Annotated in this window: 13 protein-coding genes; 1 reads left to right on the top strand and 12 read right to left on the bottom strand. The window is 64.6% G+C overall.

The features are described from left to right. The first annotated feature begins 108 nt into the window (after positions 1 to 108). On the top strand, positions 109 to 1647 hold the full coding sequence (locus OWC43_RS14470) for a carotenoid oxygenase family protein (protein WP_393957147.1): 1539 nt from the start codon (positions 109 to 111) through the stop codon (positions 1645 to 1647). A gap of 329 nt (positions 1648 to 1976) precedes the next feature. Here OWC43_RS14470 and OWC43_RS14465 read toward each other — a convergent pair whose 3' ends face one another. The 12 genes from OWC43_RS14465 to ntrB all read right to left on the bottom strand — a co-directional run bounded on the left by OWC43_RS14465 (position 1977) and on the right by ntrB (position 15396). Beyond that, positions 1977 to 3545 carry a cation/acetate symporter ActP gene (locus OWC43_RS14465; RefSeq protein ID WP_137831073.1) on the bottom strand — a complete coding sequence of 523 codons (1569 nt, stop codon included), beginning with the start codon at positions 3543 to 3545 and terminating at the stop codon, positions 1977 to 1979. A gap of 10 nt (positions 3546 to 3555) precedes the next feature. Further along, positions 3556 to 3852, bottom strand: coding sequence for a DUF485 domain-containing protein (locus OWC43_RS14460; RefSeq protein WP_393958565.1), 297 nt, complete (start codon positions 3850 to 3852; stop codon positions 3556 to 3558). A 103-nt stretch (positions 3853 to 3955) separates the two neighbouring features. After that, positions 3956 to 5068, bottom strand: coding sequence for a carbon-nitrogen hydrolase family protein (locus OWC43_RS14455; protein WP_393957146.1), 1113 nt, complete (start codon positions 5066 to 5068; stop codon positions 3956 to 3958). A 102-nt stretch (positions 5069 to 5170) separates the two neighbouring features. Further along, on the bottom strand, positions 5171 to 6067 hold the full coding sequence (locus OWC43_RS14450; RefSeq protein WP_393957145.1) for a LysR substrate-binding domain-containing protein: 897 nt from the start codon (positions 6065 to 6067) through the stop codon (positions 5171 to 5173). A 394-nt stretch (positions 6068 to 6461) separates the two neighbouring features. Then, a complete protein-coding gene (gene cyoD, locus OWC43_RS14445) occupies positions 6462 to 6875 on the bottom strand; it encodes a cytochrome o ubiquinol oxidase subunit IV (RefSeq protein WP_393957144.1) in 414 nt (137 codons plus the stop codon). Then, on the bottom strand, positions 6872 to 7549 hold the full coding sequence (locus tag OWC43_RS14440; RefSeq protein ID WP_393957143.1) for a cytochrome (ubi)quinol oxidase subunit III: 678 nt from the start codon (positions 7547 to 7549) through the stop codon (positions 6872 to 6874). The genes cyoD and OWC43_RS14440 overlap by 4 nt, the downstream gene beginning before the upstream one ends. Then, positions 7546 to 9555: a cbb3-type cytochrome c oxidase subunit I gene (locus tag OWC43_RS14435; RefSeq protein ID WP_393957142.1), complete on the bottom strand. Its 2010-nt coding sequence runs from the start codon at positions 9553 to 9555 to the stop codon at positions 7546 to 7548. Before OWC43_RS14435 ends, OWC43_RS14440 begins: the two co-directional genes overlap by 4 nt. 15 nt (positions 9556 to 9570) lie before the next feature. After that, positions 9571 to 10482 (bottom strand): ubiquinol oxidase subunit II, encoded by a 912-nt coding sequence (gene cyoA, locus OWC43_RS14430; RefSeq protein WP_393957141.1) that lies wholly within the window; start codon positions 10480 to 10482, stop codon positions 9571 to 9573. Positions 10483 to 11229: 747 nt separating this feature from the next. Then, complete coding sequence (locus OWC43_RS14425; protein ID WP_393957140.1) at positions 11230 to 12399, bottom strand: phosphatase PAP2 family protein; 1170 nt, start codon at positions 12397 to 12399, stop codon at positions 11230 to 11232. A 524-nt stretch (positions 12400 to 12923) separates the two neighbouring features. Beyond that, positions 12924 to 13412, bottom strand: coding sequence for a cyanase (cynS, locus tag OWC43_RS14420; RefSeq protein WP_137829922.1), 489 nt, complete (start codon positions 13410 to 13412; stop codon positions 12924 to 12926). A gap of 152 nt (positions 13413 to 13564) precedes the next feature. After that, positions 13565 to 14548 (bottom strand): ABC transporter ATP-binding protein, encoded by a 984-nt coding sequence (locus OWC43_RS14415; RefSeq protein ID WP_137829921.1) that lies wholly within the window; start codon positions 14546 to 14548, stop codon positions 13565 to 13567. Positions 14549 to 14556: 8 nt separating this feature from the next. Next, the gene (gene ntrB / locus OWC43_RS14410) at positions 14557 to 15396 is read right to left on the bottom strand and encodes a nitrate ABC transporter permease (RefSeq protein WP_393957139.1); all 840 of its coding nucleotides are present in this window, start codon (positions 15394 to 15396) and stop codon (positions 14557 to 14559) included. Positions 15397 to 15399: the final 3 nt, after the last annotated feature.

Raw genomic sequence — 15399 nt, 5'->3', positions numbered from 1 at the left:
GCTGGTGCGCCGCGCTCATCCCGCGCCCCCTCCCCTCGGCGGTCGGGAAGCGGGCAGCCCCGCCACGCTGACGTCATGGCCGTCCACCTGATGCGGGGATCGCTGCCCATGTCGAACCGAATCCAATCCGCCATCCGCGCTGCCGCCGAGATGGGCGTCGGTCTGCTGGCGGCCTGCAATCGACTGCGCTTGCCGGGAACGCGGAACCCCTTCGTGGTCGGTGTCCACGAGCCGATGCGCGAAGAGCTGACCCTGGAGAACCTGCCCGTCACCGGGGCGATCCCGCCGGGCCTCGACGGTCTCTATCTCAAGATGGGGGCCAATCCCGTCCGCCCGGCGATGCGGGGCCACGACTGGTTCCTCGGCGATGGCATGGTGCACGGTCTGGCGATCGAGGGCGGCAGGGCGCTGTGGTACCGCAACCGCTGGATCGCCTCCCGCACGGCCGCCGCGGCGCTCAAGCGACCCGCCGCGCCCGGACCGCGGCGGGGAGGCAACGACACCGTCAACACCAATGTCGTCGAGATCGGCGGCCGGATCTTCGCAGTCGTCGAGGCGGGCAGCTTCCCGGTCGAACTGTCGCGAAGCCTGGAGGAGCAGCGCTACAACCCGTTCGAGGGGACGCTCGCCGGCTCCTTCACCGGGCATCCGCATCGCGACCCGCTGACCGGAGAGACCCACGCCATCGCCTATGACGGTCGCATCTGGGACCGCGTCCGCCACGTCGTCGTCGCACCGACCGGGCAGGTCGTGCGGGACATGCCGATCGCGGTCGAGCATGGCCCCTGCATCCACGATTGCGCGATCACGGCGCGCTTCATCATCGTGCTCGATCTGCCGGTGACGTTCTCACTCAGGGCCGTCCTGGCCGGCTACCGTTTCCCGTTCCGCTGGAACACCGACCACAAGGCCCGGGTGGGCCTTCTTCCCAGGCAGGGCGAGAGCGCCGACATCCTCTGGTGCGAGGTCGCGTCATGCTTCGTGTTCCACGTCGCCAACGCCTACGACGACGCGGATGGGCGGGTGATCCTCGACGTCATCGCCTACGAAACCGTGTTTGCCTCGGCCGAGGGCGGCCTCGACACCCCAGGAAAGCTCGAACGCTGGACGCTCGACGTGGCGACGCGGCGCGTCGAACGGCGGGTGCTGGATTCCGCGGCCCAGGAATTCCCGCGCATCGACGAGCGGTTGTTCGGCCAGCATCACCGCTACCTCTACACGGTCAGCGTCCCGGAAGACGGCAACACGCAACTTGCCGGCGCGACGCAGATCTACAAGCACGACCTGGAAACGGGCGAGCGGCAGGTCCACGCGTTCGGTGCCGACCGCATCCCAGGGGAGTTCGTCTTCGTGCCGGCGCGCCCCGGGGCCAGCGAGAATGAGGGCTGGCTCGTCGGTCTCGTGATCGACACCGCGCACGACACGACGGAATTCGTCATCCTCGACGCGCGATCGTTCGCAGATCCGCCCGTGGCCCGTATCCGCCTCGGCCACCGGATCCCGCCGGGCTTCCACGGCAACTGGTTTCCGACACAGGGTGCGGGCGACACGGGGGCGCATGACGCCCCTGGGGACGGCCCCGATGGGGCGTCGCGACGCTCCGCTGTCGATCCTGCGATCGGCCCGACGATCCCGCCCGGTGTCTAGGCCGGGCGACCGACTGTCTCGGCAGATCCGTGATGCGGCGGGCGTGGACGCCGACCGACACGCCCGGGCGCTCGCTCGGCCCCTGACCGCACCAGGCAGCGTCGGCCGGACCGGACATCATCCCGTGACCATCACCCACGGCCGGGCGGTGACCGCACGCCGCGTCGCCACCAAGCTCGGTAGGCCGGTTCCGCCTCGACGTCTCGTTCGACGAGACGGCTTCTCCTCGCCGCAGGATTCTCGGACGCGCTCGCTCCAGCGTCCCATTCGAAACGCGGAAGGACGGGACGGAGTGATCCCGTCCCGTCCTTCTCGGATCCGATCCGGGATCAGCGTTCGGGGCAGACCGCTCCCGCGGCCCCGAACATGATCCGCCGCCGCATCTCCCGGAAGCTGCTCTCCGCACCCTGTTCCTGGGTGACGAGCGAGACGGCGATGGCGACGAGGAAGGACAGCGGCATGCTGATGAGAGCCGGGTTCTTCATCGGGACAAACCACCACTCTTGGGAGACCGCGGCGAGGCTACGGCCAAGCACGTCCACCTGAACCGTCGGGGAGAGGCAGATCAGCAGGAGGGACGAGAAGGTGCCGACCAGGATGCTCGCGACCGCGGCCGACGTCGTGAAGCGCTTCCACACGATGGAGAGCAGGAGCGCGGGGAAGTTCGCCGCCGCGGCGACGGCGAAGGCCAGTCCGGCCATGAAGGCGACGTTCTGACCTTCGAACACGATGCCGAGGGACACCGCCAGGACGGCAATAGCGACGGTGGCGATCCGGGCGACGGTGAGCTGTTCGCGCTCCGGCGCATCCCCGTTGCGCACCACGTTGACCCAGAGGTCGTGGCAGACCGTGGCAACCCCGGAGAGGGTCAGCCCGGCGACGACCGCGAGCATCGTCGCGAAGGCGACCGCGCAGATGAAGCCGAAGAAGCCGTTGCCGCCGACCGTGAGGGCGAGGAGCGGGGCCGCCATGTTGCCGCCGCCGCCGGCCTTGATCACGGCCTCCGGCCCGACGAGGACCATGGCGCCGAAGCCGATCACGAAGACGAGCAGGTGGAACGAGCCGATGATGCCGGTGGCGTAGAGGATCGACATCCGCGCCTCCTTGACGTCCGGGACCGTGAAGGCGCGCATCAGGATGTGCGGAAGCGCCGCCGTCCCGAACATCAGTCCCACACCCAGCGAGATCGCATCCCACCCGCTGCCGGCGACCTTGGAGCCGGGCTGCAGCACGCGCTCGCCGTATTTGTCGGCCGCCGCCGCGAACAGGCGCAGGGGATTCATGTCGAAATGGACCAGCACGAGGAGTGCCAGGACGAGCCCCCCGAGGGAGAGGAGGACGGCCTTAATGACCTGGACCCAGGTCGTCGCCAGCATGCCGCCGAAGATCACGTAGATCAGCATCGCCGTTCCGACCACGATGACCGACGCCGTATAGGGCATGCCGAAGAGAAGTTTGATCAGCGAGCCCGTCGCGACCATTTGGGCGATCAAGTACAGAAGGATCACGGTCAGCGTGCCGATGGCGGCGGCCACGCGCACGGGCCGTTGACGCAGGCGGTAGGCGACCACGTCCGCGAAGGTGAATTTACCCAGATTGCGCAATGGTTCGACGATCAGGAACGAGATGATCGGCCAGCCGACCAGGAAGCCGATGGAGTAGATCAAGCCGTCAAAGCCGTTCGACGTGATGATGCCGGCGATCCCCAGAAGCGCGGCTGCGCTGAGGAAGTCGCCCGCGAGGGCCCAGCCGTTCTGCCAGGCCGTGATCTCGCCGCCCGCGGCGAAGAACTGGTCCGTGGTGCGCGTCCTCCGCGCCGCCCAGTAGGTGATGCCGAGCGTCAGCGCCATGAAGACGAAGAAGAAGGTGACCGCCAGGGGGTTGTTCGCTGCCTGCATGGTTCTCTCCTCAGCCCGTGATGCGGCGCACGGCCGGGTCGTAGAACCGGTTTGCCCAGACGACGTAGACAAGACAGAGAAGGAACGATCCGACGATCACGCTGGCACCGAGCAGGATGCACAGCGACAATCCCGGAGCGAGGATTGTTCCCATCAACGGCTTCGCGAAAGCGAACATCGACATGAAGCCGAAATACATCGCGATCATCACGGCACTCAGCGAGATTGCAACGCGAGATTTGTTTCGAGAGATCGCCTCGAATTCCGAGACATCGTCGCGAAGGTCTATCTTGTCCGGTGAAAGCATGCTGCGCCTCCGATCGAGGTGGTGTGGATGAGCGAGATATCTTGGTGAGACCGGCATTCCCGAAATCGGTGCGGCCCGCCTCGGGGACGGGCCGCGCGAATCTTCAATGGCCGCCGCGGCGCGGCGCATCGGCCGTCATCTCACCGAAGGCCGGATGCGCCGTGTCGGCGCCGAGGCCCGTCGCATCCGGACCATCGAAGCGGTCGGCGGCGTACCGGGCGGCGATGGTCTGGCCGGGCGCGTCGAAGCTCACCGGCTCGCGCGGCGTGCGATCGACGTTGAGATGGAAGATGTCGAAGCGGTTGTAGTAGCCGACCACATCGTGGAACTGCTTCGGCTCCACGCAAGCCGCGATATCGATATCGGCGTAGACGATCCCCTCATCGCCCTGGTGGGGTTCCACCACGTGCGAACCGGTCGGATCGAGGACCATGGACACGCCCGCCGGGGTCCGCTCGACGATGTCGGCGAGGGCGGCGTCTCCTCCGCAGAGGATCTCCTTCGCGGCCCCGTCGAGGACGGCCGAGCAGACGATATTGAACACCTTGGCCTCGAAGGCATGGGCTCCGGCCCGGATCTCGATCGCGCGCTTCAGGTCATAGGCCGCGCTCTCTCCCGGCGGGCGGGTCGGCCAAGCCGGCGGATAGGTCGAGATATGGACCTGCTCGCCCTGCGCCATCAGGGCATATCGGGCCAGAGGATTGGTGTTCTCACCGCAGATGAGCATGCCGACCCGTCCGATTTCGGTGGGCGTCACGCGCAGGCCCCGGGCGTCGCCGTTCGCCCAGACGAGCTTCTCGTAGAAGGTCGGGACGAGCTTCCGGTGATGGTTGAGGATGGCCCCGTTGCGCCCGATCAGGATGTTCGAGTTCCAGAGACATCCGAGGCTGGCCTCGGTGCTCTCACTGAAGCCGAGGGAGACGAGAACGCCGTGTCGCCGGGCGGCGGCGCGCACCGCGCCGATCTCGGGCCCGTCGAGGCGGACGGATTCGGACGCGAGTCGCTTGAACAGATCGTGGTTGTGGATCGGGGCACGGAGGGCCACCCAGAGGGGAAAGCCCGGCATATAGCCCTCGGGGAACACCACGAGCCCGGCGCCCGCGCGGGCGGCCTCGCCGATCAGGGCAACCGCCTTCTCGGCCGTGGCGGCGCTGTCCAGGAAAACCGGGGCGACATGGCAGGCGGCCGCTTTGAACTGCGGATAGGGGGCGGTCATCGGTGCGGCTCCAAATGTTGGATGCCGCATTTGCAACAGAAGCCACGCACGTCGCGAAGGTCTAAAATCCGCAAGGGTCGCTGCAATCGTGCGGCGACCTGCTCAGAATTGGTTCAAGTGATCTGCCTCTTGAATGAACAGCTCCGTCAGGAAGCGCGTGACCGCGCGGACGCGTCCGACATGCTCGATATCTTCGTGGACGCCGAGATAGAGCTCGCGGCGTACGACGATCTCGTCGGGCAAGACCGGCACGAGGGCCGGGTTGGTCTTTGCCGAGAAAAGCGGCAACAGGGCGATACCCGCCCCCGCCGCAGTCGCGGCCTGCTGAGCGGCCATGCTGGTCGAGCGAAAGACCACGTTGTTCGGCTTCAGGACTTCGAGAAGCCAATGCACCGGTTCGATGGCGACGAGATCGTCGACATAATCCACGAAGTCGTGCTGCTGCAGATCGGCGCGCGAGCGCGGCCGACCGCGCCGGGCGAGATAGGCTTCGGACGAGAACAGGGCCAAGCGGAACTCGCCGACCCGCCGAACCTTGAGGCGCGGTCCCTGGGGCGGCACGAAGGACACCGAAATATCGGCCTCCCGCTTCGTCAGGTTGATGAGGTGCCGCTCCGTGACGAGTTCGACGACGAGGCCGGGCGCGGTCGCGGCCAACTCGGCGAACTTGGCCGACAGGTAGAACGCCGCGATGCCCTCCATGCTGGCGACCCGCACGCGCCCGACCGGCTGCGTCCCATCCTGCAAACCAAGCGCCTCCGGCACGCCGAGCATTTTCTGCTCGATGACCTCCGCGATGACGAACAGCTTGTCACCGCCTTCGGTCAGCAGAAAACCGTCGGAGCAGCGCTGGAACAGCTTCGTGTCCAGGCTTCTCTCCAACTCGGCGATCCGGCGGCTGACCGTCGTGTTGTCGACCTTGAGCCGGCGTGCGGCCGGCATCAGCCGACCGTGGCGCGCAACTTCCAGGAAGAAGGTCAGATCGTTCCAATCGAACATGTGGCTGATGCTGTAGAGCAGAGTACGACCGACATTTATCTAGGCTGTAGTGGGGAATTAGGAAGTCAGCGTGAGGCAAGCCTGATTTGAGAAAAGACATGGCTGTGGGAGATGACCATGCCAGAGGTTGCCGGACTGGGCGACGACCACTGAGAGCGTGTGAAGAGCTTCGTGCCGGTTGAAACGCAGGGAAACGCGCATAATAGAATCGGATGATATCTCTCATTGCATAGGAAGACGTATTAATTTCTATTGATTTGCAAGATTGGCCAATTTTACCGCCATGGGATGCGTTGGCACCCACCCGCGTTACCCAGCTTCGCAGGCGTGAGGGCAGCTCCTGTGACAACCATCGATTGAACGGTGGGTTCAGGCCTACCGCCCCATCGGCCGGTCAGTGGTGAGCGTGCGACGGCGCCGGTGACGGGCTGTGCATCATGTTGTGATTCATGTTGGCCATGATCCAGACCGAGCCGCCGATCAACAGTACGACGAACAGCACACCGAAGGCCAGAGCCAGGACGTTGTTGGTGTTGTCCGGCCCGGTGGTGATGTGCAGGAAGAATACGAGGTGCACGCCCATCTGGGCGATGGCGAAGACGATCACCGCCACGGGGATCGCGGGCGCCCAGATGACATTCATCCGCACCACGGCGAAGGAGCAGGCGGTGAGCAGCACGGCGAGGCCGAGGCCGATCAGGTAGCCGCGGATGCCCTTGGCGATATCCTCTTCCGGGTAGGCCTCGCCGGGCGCGACGTCCGCCCGATGCCGTTTGGAGCGTTCTGCGGCTTGGTCGGCGGCGCTCATGCGATCACTCCGAGCAGGTAGACGACGCTGAACACCCCGACCCAGACGATGTCGAGGGCGTGCCAGAACAGGGCGAAGCAGGCGGTGCGGCGCAGGATGTCGTCGCGAAACCTCTTGGTCAGCACCTGCGCCATCATGGTCAGGAGCCACAGGAGGCCGATGCCGACATGCAGGCCGTGGCAGCCGACGAGGGTGAAGAACGAGGACAGGAAGGCGCTGCGCGACGGCTCGGCGCCGCGCGCGATCAGGTCGGCGAATTCCTTCAGCTCCAGCGCGAGAAATCCCGCGCCGAGAACGAAGGTCACCGCCATCATGGCCTGGAACAGGGCCATGCGGCGGGCCGTGAGCGCGAGCGTGGCCACGCCGCAGGTGAAGCTCGACAGGAGCAGCAGCCCCGTCTCCAGCGCGACATCGGTGAGGTCGAACAGCTCCTGCGGCTTCGGGCCATCGGCGGTGCCGCCCACCAACACCGCGTAGGCGGCGAAGAAGGCCGCGAACATCACGATGTCGCTGAGGATGAAGATCCAGAAGCCGTAGGCGACGACGATGCGCTTCGGCGCCGGGCCGCCGGCCCCGCGGCCGGTGGCGGCGGAATCGCCGCGCCCGTCGCGGCTGCCGCCGAGATGGTACGGATCGTGGCCCGGAGCGAGGCCGGGGGAGGCGGTGGCGCTCATGCGGCCCTCCGGCGGCCGACGCCCTGCAGGGCTTCGAGCCGGGTCGTGCGGTTGGCCCGGTTGATCCGCTGCACCTCGGAGGCCGGGATCTCGTACTCGGCCTTATCGCGCCACGCGAACACCACGAAGGTCGCGAACGCCCCGAGGAAGCCCAGGACCGCGAGCCACCCGATGTGCCAGATCATGGCGAAGCCGATCAGCGTGGCGAAGAAGGCGCAGACCACGCCGGTGGGATTGTTGATCGGCATCTCGATCGGCGCGTAATCGGGCTCGTTACGCAGGCTCAGCTGCTCGCGGGCGGCGGCCTTGATCGTCCAGTAGGCCTCCTCGCCGTGCACCTGCGGCATCGCGGCGAAGTTGAAGACCGGCGGCGGCGAGGCCGTGGCCCATTCGAGGGCGCGGCCGTCCCAGGGATCGCCAGTCTCGTCGCGCAGGGATTCGCGGCGGCGGATCGAGACGACGAGCTGGACCACCTGGGCAACCACGCCGACGAGCATGAGGACGACGCCGAAGCCGGCGATCAGGATCCAGGGCCGCCAATCGGCGACGTCGTAATGCTGCATCCGCCGCGTCATGCCGAGCAGGCCGAGGATGTAGAACGCGCCGAAGACGACGACGAAACCGGAGATGCCGAACCAGAACGCGACCTTGCCCCACCACTCGTCGAGCCGGAAGCCGAAGGCCTTGGGGAACCAGTAGGCGTAGCCCGCGAACGCCCCGAACAGCACGGCGCTGACCATCACGTTGTGGAAATGGGCGACCAGGAACATGCTGTTGTGGAGCACGAAATCGGCGGGCGGGATCGCCAGCAGCACGCCGGTGGCGCCGCCGACCACGAAGGTCAGCATGAAGCCGAGCGACCACAGCATCGACGTGTGGAAGCGGATGCGCCCGCCATACATCGTGAACAGCCAGTCGAAGATCTTCACGCCGGTCGGCACGGCGATGATCATCGAGGTGATGGCGAAGACGCCGTTGACGTCGCCGCCCGGCCCCATGGTGAAGAAGTGGTGCAGCCACACCATGAACGACAGGATGAAGATCGCCATCGTCGCCATCACCATCGACCGGTAGGCGAAGAGCGGCTTGCCGGAAAAGGTCGAGATGACCTCCGAGAACACGCCGTAGGCGGGCAGCGCGAGGATGTAGACCTCCGGATGCCCCCAAGCCCAGAACAGGTTCATGAACATCATCGAATTCCCGCCCTGGGAATCGGTGAAGAAGTGGAAGCCGAGGTAGCGGTCGAGCGCCAGCATCGCGAGCGTCGCCGTCAGGATCGGGAAAGCCGCGACGATGAGCAGGTTCGAGGCGAGCGCGGTCCAGCAGAACATCGGCATGCGCAGATAGCTCATGCCCGGCGCCCGCACCTTCAGGATCGTCGTGACGAGGTTGACCCCTGAGAGCAGCGTTCCGATGCCGGAGATCTGGATCGCCCAGATGTAGTAATCGACGCCCACGCCCGGCGAGTAGGTCGCCTCCGAGAGCGGTGGGGCCGGCCACCAGCCGGTGCGGGCGAACTCGCCGACGACGAGGCTGACATTGACGAGCAGCGCGCCGGAGGCGGTGAGCCAGAAGCTGACCGAGTTCAGCGTCGGGAAGGCGACGTCGCGCACGCCGAGTTGGAGCGGCACGGCGAAGTTCATCAGGCCGATCATGAACGGCATCGCGCCGAAGAAGATCATGACCACGCCGTGGGCGGAGAAGATCTGGTCGTAATGCTCCGGCGGCAGGTAGCCCGGCGCCTTGTAGGCGAAGAGCATGTGCGATCGCATCAAGATCGCGTCGGAGAAGCCGCGGATCAGCATCACCAGGGCGAGGATGCAGTACATCACGCCGATGCGCTTGTGATCGACGCTCGTGATCCACTCCCGCCACAGATAGGGAAAGTGGCCGGCGATGACCGTCCAGGCGATTACGCCGAGGAGGACGAGACCGACGACGGCAGCGGCGATCAGCGGGATCGGTTGGCTTAAGGGGATCGCGTCGAGGGTGAGCTTGCCGAGCATTCAGGATTCCCACCTCTAGCTTCCGCCCTTGGGCCGCACAGCCTCGACGCCGCCCGGGGCCGACGGGCCGGGGCCGGGCGGGACGGTCTGGGCGACGATCCCGTCGAACAGCTTCGGATCGACCGTGCCGTAGAGGCGCGGCTTGTCGCCGGTGCTCTGCTTGGCCAACGCGGCGTAGGAGGCGGCATCGAGCGTGAGGCTCGATGCCTTCGCCTGCCGGACCCACTCGGCGAAGCCCTCGTCCGAGGCGACCTGAACCGGGAAATTCATGTCGGCGAAGCCGTCGCCGCTGAAATGGGTCGAGAGCCCGTAGAGCTCGCCCTCCCGGTCGGCCATCAGGTTGAGCCGGGTGGTCATGCCGCGCATGGTGTAGATCATGCTGCCGAGCCGCGGGATGAAGAACGAATTCCACACGCTCGACGAGGTCAGCCGAAACTGGACCGGCGTCGCGGCCGGCATGACGAGCCGGTTCACGCTCGCCACCCCCTGCTCGGGGTAGATGAACAGCCACTTCCAATCGAGGGAGACGACCTGCACCTCGATCGGCTTCCTGTCCGAATCGAGCGGCGTCATCGGGTCGAGCCGGTGCGCGCCGATCCAGGCGATGCCGCCGAGGAAGATGATGGTGAGCAGCGGCACCGACCACACCACCATCTCGATCCGGCCGGAGAAGGCCCAGTTCGGCCGGTACTGCGCGCGGGTGTTGCCCTCGCGGTACCACCAGGCGAAGACGATCGTGGCGATCATCGTCGGGACGATGATCGCCAGCATGATCACACTGGCGATGATCAGGATATTGGCTTCCGCCGCACCGACCGGACCCTTGGCGTCGAACAGGTTGTAGTTCTGGCAGCCGGTCAGGGAATAGACCGCCCCAGCAACCGCACCAGCCCGCGTGAGGATACGTGTCGCCGACCCAGCGCGCATCACGCGGCTCAGTGCTTGGCCAGATGACGACCGCAGCACTTTTTGAATTCGATCACGGGCAGATCGTATTCTGATCTCAAATAGACGCAGCGATACTGGCATAAGACCGACATCCTCGACTTCATAATCGTTCCTATTGCCAAATTTGTTCGGTCACCTCTCCGTATGGTCATACGCCTTCTATGAAATGGGCAAATCCGCCTGCGCACTTCCGCCGGCCACGTTCGGCGGTGGCTCTCGATATGATCCGACCGGGCTCGAATTTTGTTCCGGGGGGCCAACACGTTCACGCGCTTGTCATCATCCTGCCCGGTGCTTCAACCGTAGCGCGATCTGCCGACATCCATGGAATTTATCCTGTGAGGATCGGTCCCAGCCACCGGCACTGGCTGTCGTCGGCGTCGGGCCAAAGCAGTTTCCGCGCGTGGCGTGCCGGATCACGCGGGGAATGGCGCCGTACGATGTTTTCGCCGCGTTCAACGAGAGCCAGGGCATGGTCGCGTGACATTGTCCGCCCGCCCCGATGGGGTTCTGTCCGGGCTCACGCGCCAGTGTGGCCACAACTTGCTGCGCGCGGCGCCCGAGGGGGGAACACTCTGACTTTCCGAGCCCGTACGGGCACTCACCTTCCACTTCGGAACATCCCTGAATAACGGACATTCACGCGCATCAGCAGAAGCCGAGCGGTGTCCATGACGCTTTTATTCAGGTTCAGAGTTCAATGATCTCGACCAAACAGCGACAGCATCACGGGTTACGCCGAAGGCTGGATGTCGGCATCGCTTGGACGGTCTTTGTCGCCCTTCCCACCAAGGACCATAGGAGAACCGTACCGATCACCGAAGCGTAGCCATCGACCGCGTAATGCCAGCCCAGATGAACCGATCCTATGAAGATCACCACGCCGTACAGCATCAGCATTCGCCCCAGCCACAGCGACAGATGTCGTCCCGCCAAGGCAAAAAGAGTTGCCATGGAAACGTGCAGGCTTGGAAATGCCGAAATCCCGGATCCAAGCTGAGGGGTCTTTGCCTCGAAACATGCCCACAAATATTGCTGAATATCCCAAGCCGAAAACAGCATTCCGTGGCTGAATGTGAGATAGTCGATCAGGTCCTTGTATCGCTCATGGTCCCCCGTCACCTTGGCATAAAAGGCTGGCCCACCCGACATCCCAAGTGCCGCCATGAAGTTACCGAGGACGATGAAGCATAGAAACATCGTCAGGACATAGCGAACGCGCAAGCTCGCGAGATCGCGCCGCGCACCGAGAAAGACCGGAAACCCGACCAGGATCAACAACCAAATAGGCAGGTAGAGAAATTCAATAACCCGCGTCACCGGGTGGTATCCCGTTACGCCATGAACCAACTTCCACGGCAGGTAGCCGAGATGGAGCGATTGATTGAAATTCGCGATGGATTCATCCCGCCATGTCGGACTGAGGATTGGAAGCATGTTTTTGTTCGATGTAAATACGCCATAGAAAATACTTAGACTGAAAATGAGCAGAACGACCGGAAAAGCGCGATATTGGATGTGAGCCCATAGTCGAACGACGGCGTCGGTCAGAGGACGCTGAGAACGACGGAGGGCTGAGATGGGAATTTCGACGGCCAATAGATAGATGAGGATTCCCAAAGCAGCCGATTTAATCCAGGGAAAAATATAGGCGGTTGGCGCAAACCAACTCAACTCCCCGGAAAGAGAAAACAACAAGACCGACGAAAACAGATACAGCAGGGTCGCGAGGTGGATAGGCATATCCTTGCGCAACTCAACCAACAAAATCTGCAAAAAGAAATCTCCGGCTCTTTCAATCTTCGCCCAGATCAAAGCGCCTATGTGCAAATAACTCTGATTTTTGTCATCTTGAATGTATCCGTCAATTTCGATGTCGTACGATGATTTCGTCACTGCAATAGGTCCCAATCGATCTAACGATGGGCTCATCAATTGCTTGAAACCAAGTTAATGATTTAGGAAAATTAATTTTTCAAAATTTAAAACACTGCACATTCTGCAATCGAGCGCAAAATTTTACACAAAAGATACTGGAATACATCACAGCGTTCCAAGTGGCAGGCGGAATTAATATCGACTGTATCTCGATCTGAACCTTGAGGTCATCCAACCCACCAAACTCATCATTCAAGCCTCAGATCTTGGGGCAGCTCCATCGATACCCTGTTCTCGAATAAGACACTTGTGGCCGACTCTTGAGAACGCAATTCCGAGAGCAGGTACCAACACCATCCGACGCCCCGCGGAGCCGATACTTCCCCGTTTCCGTTGCCGTCGGGGATCGGTCTCGGGTTGAAGTCCCCGATCTCCGGCACCGCGCCTCACCCGAGGCTTGAGCGCTCCGCGGCGGAATCGGCCGGCTCACAGAGCAAGGCACAGGCCCGGCCGGTGGCCATCCACCGGCCGGGAGGATCGGCTCAGCCTTCCTTGAAGCCGTATTCCGGCACGCCGTCCTCGTTGCCGTAGTACTTGTACGGCAGGAACTTGCCCGAGAGGCTCATCTTCACCCGGTCGCCCTTGTTGTTGGGCTCGCGCTCCATGGTCATGTTGAAGTCGATCGCCGACATGATGCCGTCGCCGAAATCTTCCTGGATCAGTTCCTTCCAGGTCGTGCCGTAGACCATGACGAGCTCGTAGAAGCGGTAGATCAGCGGATCGGTCGGCGGCATCTGCGGGATCGAGCCGCGATAGGGCGCCTCGTTCAGCATCCGCTCCTCGGCCGTCGACAGGCCGAACAGAGCGGCGGCCTTCGCGGCCTGGGCCTTCGGCAGCTTCATCTGGCCCATGCAGGCGGCGGTGATCAGAATCGGCGAGATGCCGCCGATCTCCTCCTGGATATACTTCCAGGTCCAGCCCTTCTCGCGCTTGATGTCGAGCAGCTTCTCGGTGAGGTCTTCGCGCTTCATGCTCGGCTCCTGTGGATTGAGCGGTTTCGACGAGGGCGATCAGCCGTCCGGACGCTGGGGGCATGCGGTCCGGACGGCGATCCCGCCCACGGCCCGTGCCTCGAGAGGACCAGGCCGCGGCGGAACGGGGTGGTGGCGCCGCGCGGGCGGCCTCAGGCGCGGCGCGGGGCCGGCGCGGTCGAGGCCGCGATCGCCTCGGCATCGGCCTCGCTGAGGGAGGGCCGGATGACGGGCGGGTGACGCGGGTCGTAATCGGCCGGCATCGCGTCGCGCAGGGTCTTGGAGCGCGACACCAGGAAGTCGATCAGGTGATTGCGCAGGGCGTAGTAGCCCGGCGCATGGTGGAGCTGCGTGCGGTCCCGGTTCTTCGGCAGCGGGTTCTCGACGATCTCGGCGACCTTCGCCTCCGGTCCGTTGGTCATCAGCACGATCCGGTCGGCGAGGTAGATCGCCTCGTCGACGTCGTGGGTGATCATGAACACGGTCTGCCCGGTCTCGACGCAGATGCGGCGCACCTCGTCCTGCAGGGTGCCGCGGGTGAGCGCGTCGAGGGCCGAGAACGGCTCGTCCATCAGCAAAATCTTGGGGTCGATGGAGAGCGCACGGGCGATGCCGACGCGCTGCTTCATGCCGCCCGACAGCTCGGAGGGCCGCTTGTGTTCGGAGCCGGCCAAGCCCACCGTGGCGATCGCCTTCTTGGCCCGTGCCTCGATCTCGGCCTTGGGGGCCTTCCGCCAGCGCGACGAGACCGCGTAGGCGACGTTGCCGAGCACGGTGCGCCAGGGCAGCAGGGCGTGACCCTGGAAGATCACGGCGCGGTCGAGGCTGGTGCCGGCGATCGCCTGTCCGTCCACGATCACCGCGCCCTCGGAGGGGGCCTCGAGCCCCGCCAGGATGTTGAGCACCGTGGTCTTGCCGCAGCCGGAATGCCCGATCATGCAGACGAACTCGCCGCGCCGCATCGGCAGCCACAGGTTCTGGAAGATCGTGGTCGTCTTGCCCCCGGGCGCCGGATAGCGCCGGGCGATGCCCTCGATCGAGATGAACTTGTCAGAATTCGACATGCGGCTGGTCCCGGCGGCCTGGTCGGGGGCGGCGGCCTGTGCGCGCCGACGGAAGGGAAGGAGCGTGCTCATCCGATGCCTCACTCGGGGAAGGTGACGAGGCGCTGAGCGCGGGCGAGCAGCTGGTCGAGGACCATGCCGACGAGGCCGATCACCAGGATCGAGGTGATCACGTTGGTGATCGAGAGGTTGTTCCACTCGTTCCAGACGAAGTAGCCAATGCCGGTGCCGCCGACCAACATCTCGGCCGCCACGATGACGAGCCAGGCGATGCCGATCGAGATGCGCATGCCGGTGAGGATCGTCGGAGCCGCCGCCGGCAGGATCACCGTGAAGGCCCGGCGGAACGGCCCGACTTCCAGCGTGCGGGCGACGTTGAGCCATTCCTTGCGGGTCGAGGCGACGCCGAACACCGTGTTGATCAACATCGGCCAGATGGAGCAGATGAAGATCACGAAGATCGCCGACAGGCTCGAATCCTTGATCGTGTAGAGGGCGAGCGGCATCCAAGCGAGCGGCGAGACCGGCTTGAGGATCTGGATGTAGGGGTCGAGCGCCCGGCTCATCAGCGGCGACATGCCGATGAGGAAGCCGATCGGGATCGCCACGATGACCGCGAGGCCGTAGCCCAGGGCCACGCGCCCGACCGAGTAGGCGAGCTGAATGCCGATGCCCTTGTCGTTGGGCCCCCGGTCGTAGAACGGGTCCTTCAGGTGGCCCCAGATGGTGGCGGCCACGTCGAGCGGGCCCGGCATCGCCGACTTGCCGGTCGTGGCCGTCTGGCCCATCAGCGCGGCATATTCCGGGTCCATCGCCTCGGTCTTGCCGGTGCCGCTCACCGCGACCTGCCAGATGAGCAGGATCGCGGCGAGCAGCGCCAGCGAAAGGACGCCAGCGCGAAGATTGATGGCACGCGTCATGGC

This window comes from Methylorubrum sp. POS3, from assembly GCF_043352485.1.
Taxonomy (GTDB): domain Bacteria; phylum Pseudomonadota; class Alphaproteobacteria; order Rhizobiales; family Beijerinckiaceae; genus Methylobacterium; species Methylobacterium suomiense.
Note: the sequence above shows the minus strand (reverse complement) of the source record. Positions and strands in the feature narration are given on the sequence as shown.

Coding starts and splice junctions, on each gene's coding strand:
- OWC43_RS14435 (WP_393957142.1), bottom strand. CDS start 9,555: ATGCTCGGCAAGCTCACCCTCGACGCGATCCCCTTAAGCCAACCGATC.
- cyoD (WP_393957144.1), bottom strand. CDS start 6,875: ATGAGCGCCGCCGACCAAGCCGCAGAACGCTCCAAACGGCATCGGGCG.
- OWC43_RS14455 (WP_393957146.1), bottom strand. CDS start 5,068: ATGACCGCCCCCTATCCGCAGTTCAAAGCGGCCGCCTGCCATGTCGCC.
- OWC43_RS14470 (WP_393957147.1), top strand. CDS start 109: ATGTCGAACCGAATCCAATCCGCCATCCGCGCTGCCGCCGAGATGGGC.
- OWC43_RS14415 (WP_137829921.1), bottom strand. CDS start 14,548: ATGAGCACGCTCCTTCCCTTCCGTCGGCGCGCACAGGCCGCCGCCCCC.
- OWC43_RS14440 (WP_393957143.1), bottom strand. CDS start 7,549: ATGAGCGCCACCGCCTCCCCCGGCCTCGCTCCGGGCCACGATCCGTAC.
- OWC43_RS14450 (WP_393957145.1), bottom strand. CDS start 6,067: ATGTTCGATTGGAACGATCTGACCTTCTTCCTGGAAGTTGCGCGCCAC.
- OWC43_RS14460 (WP_393958565.1), bottom strand. CDS start 3,852: ATGCTTTCACCGGACAAGATAGACCTTCGCGACGATGTCTCGGAATTC.
- ntrB (WP_393957139.1), bottom strand. CDS start 15,396: ATGACGCGTGCCATCAATCTTCGCGCTGGCGTCCTTTCGCTGGCGCTG.
- cyoA (WP_393957141.1), bottom strand. CDS start 10,482: ATGCGCGCTGGGTCGGCGACACGTATCCTCACGCGGGCTGGTGCGGTT.
- OWC43_RS14465 (WP_137831073.1), bottom strand. CDS start 3,545: ATGCAGGCAGCGAACAACCCCCTGGCGGTCACCTTCTTCTTCGTCTTC.
- cynS (WP_137829922.1), bottom strand. CDS start 13,412: ATGAAGCGCGAAGACCTCACCGAGAAGCTGCTCGACATCAAGCGCGAG.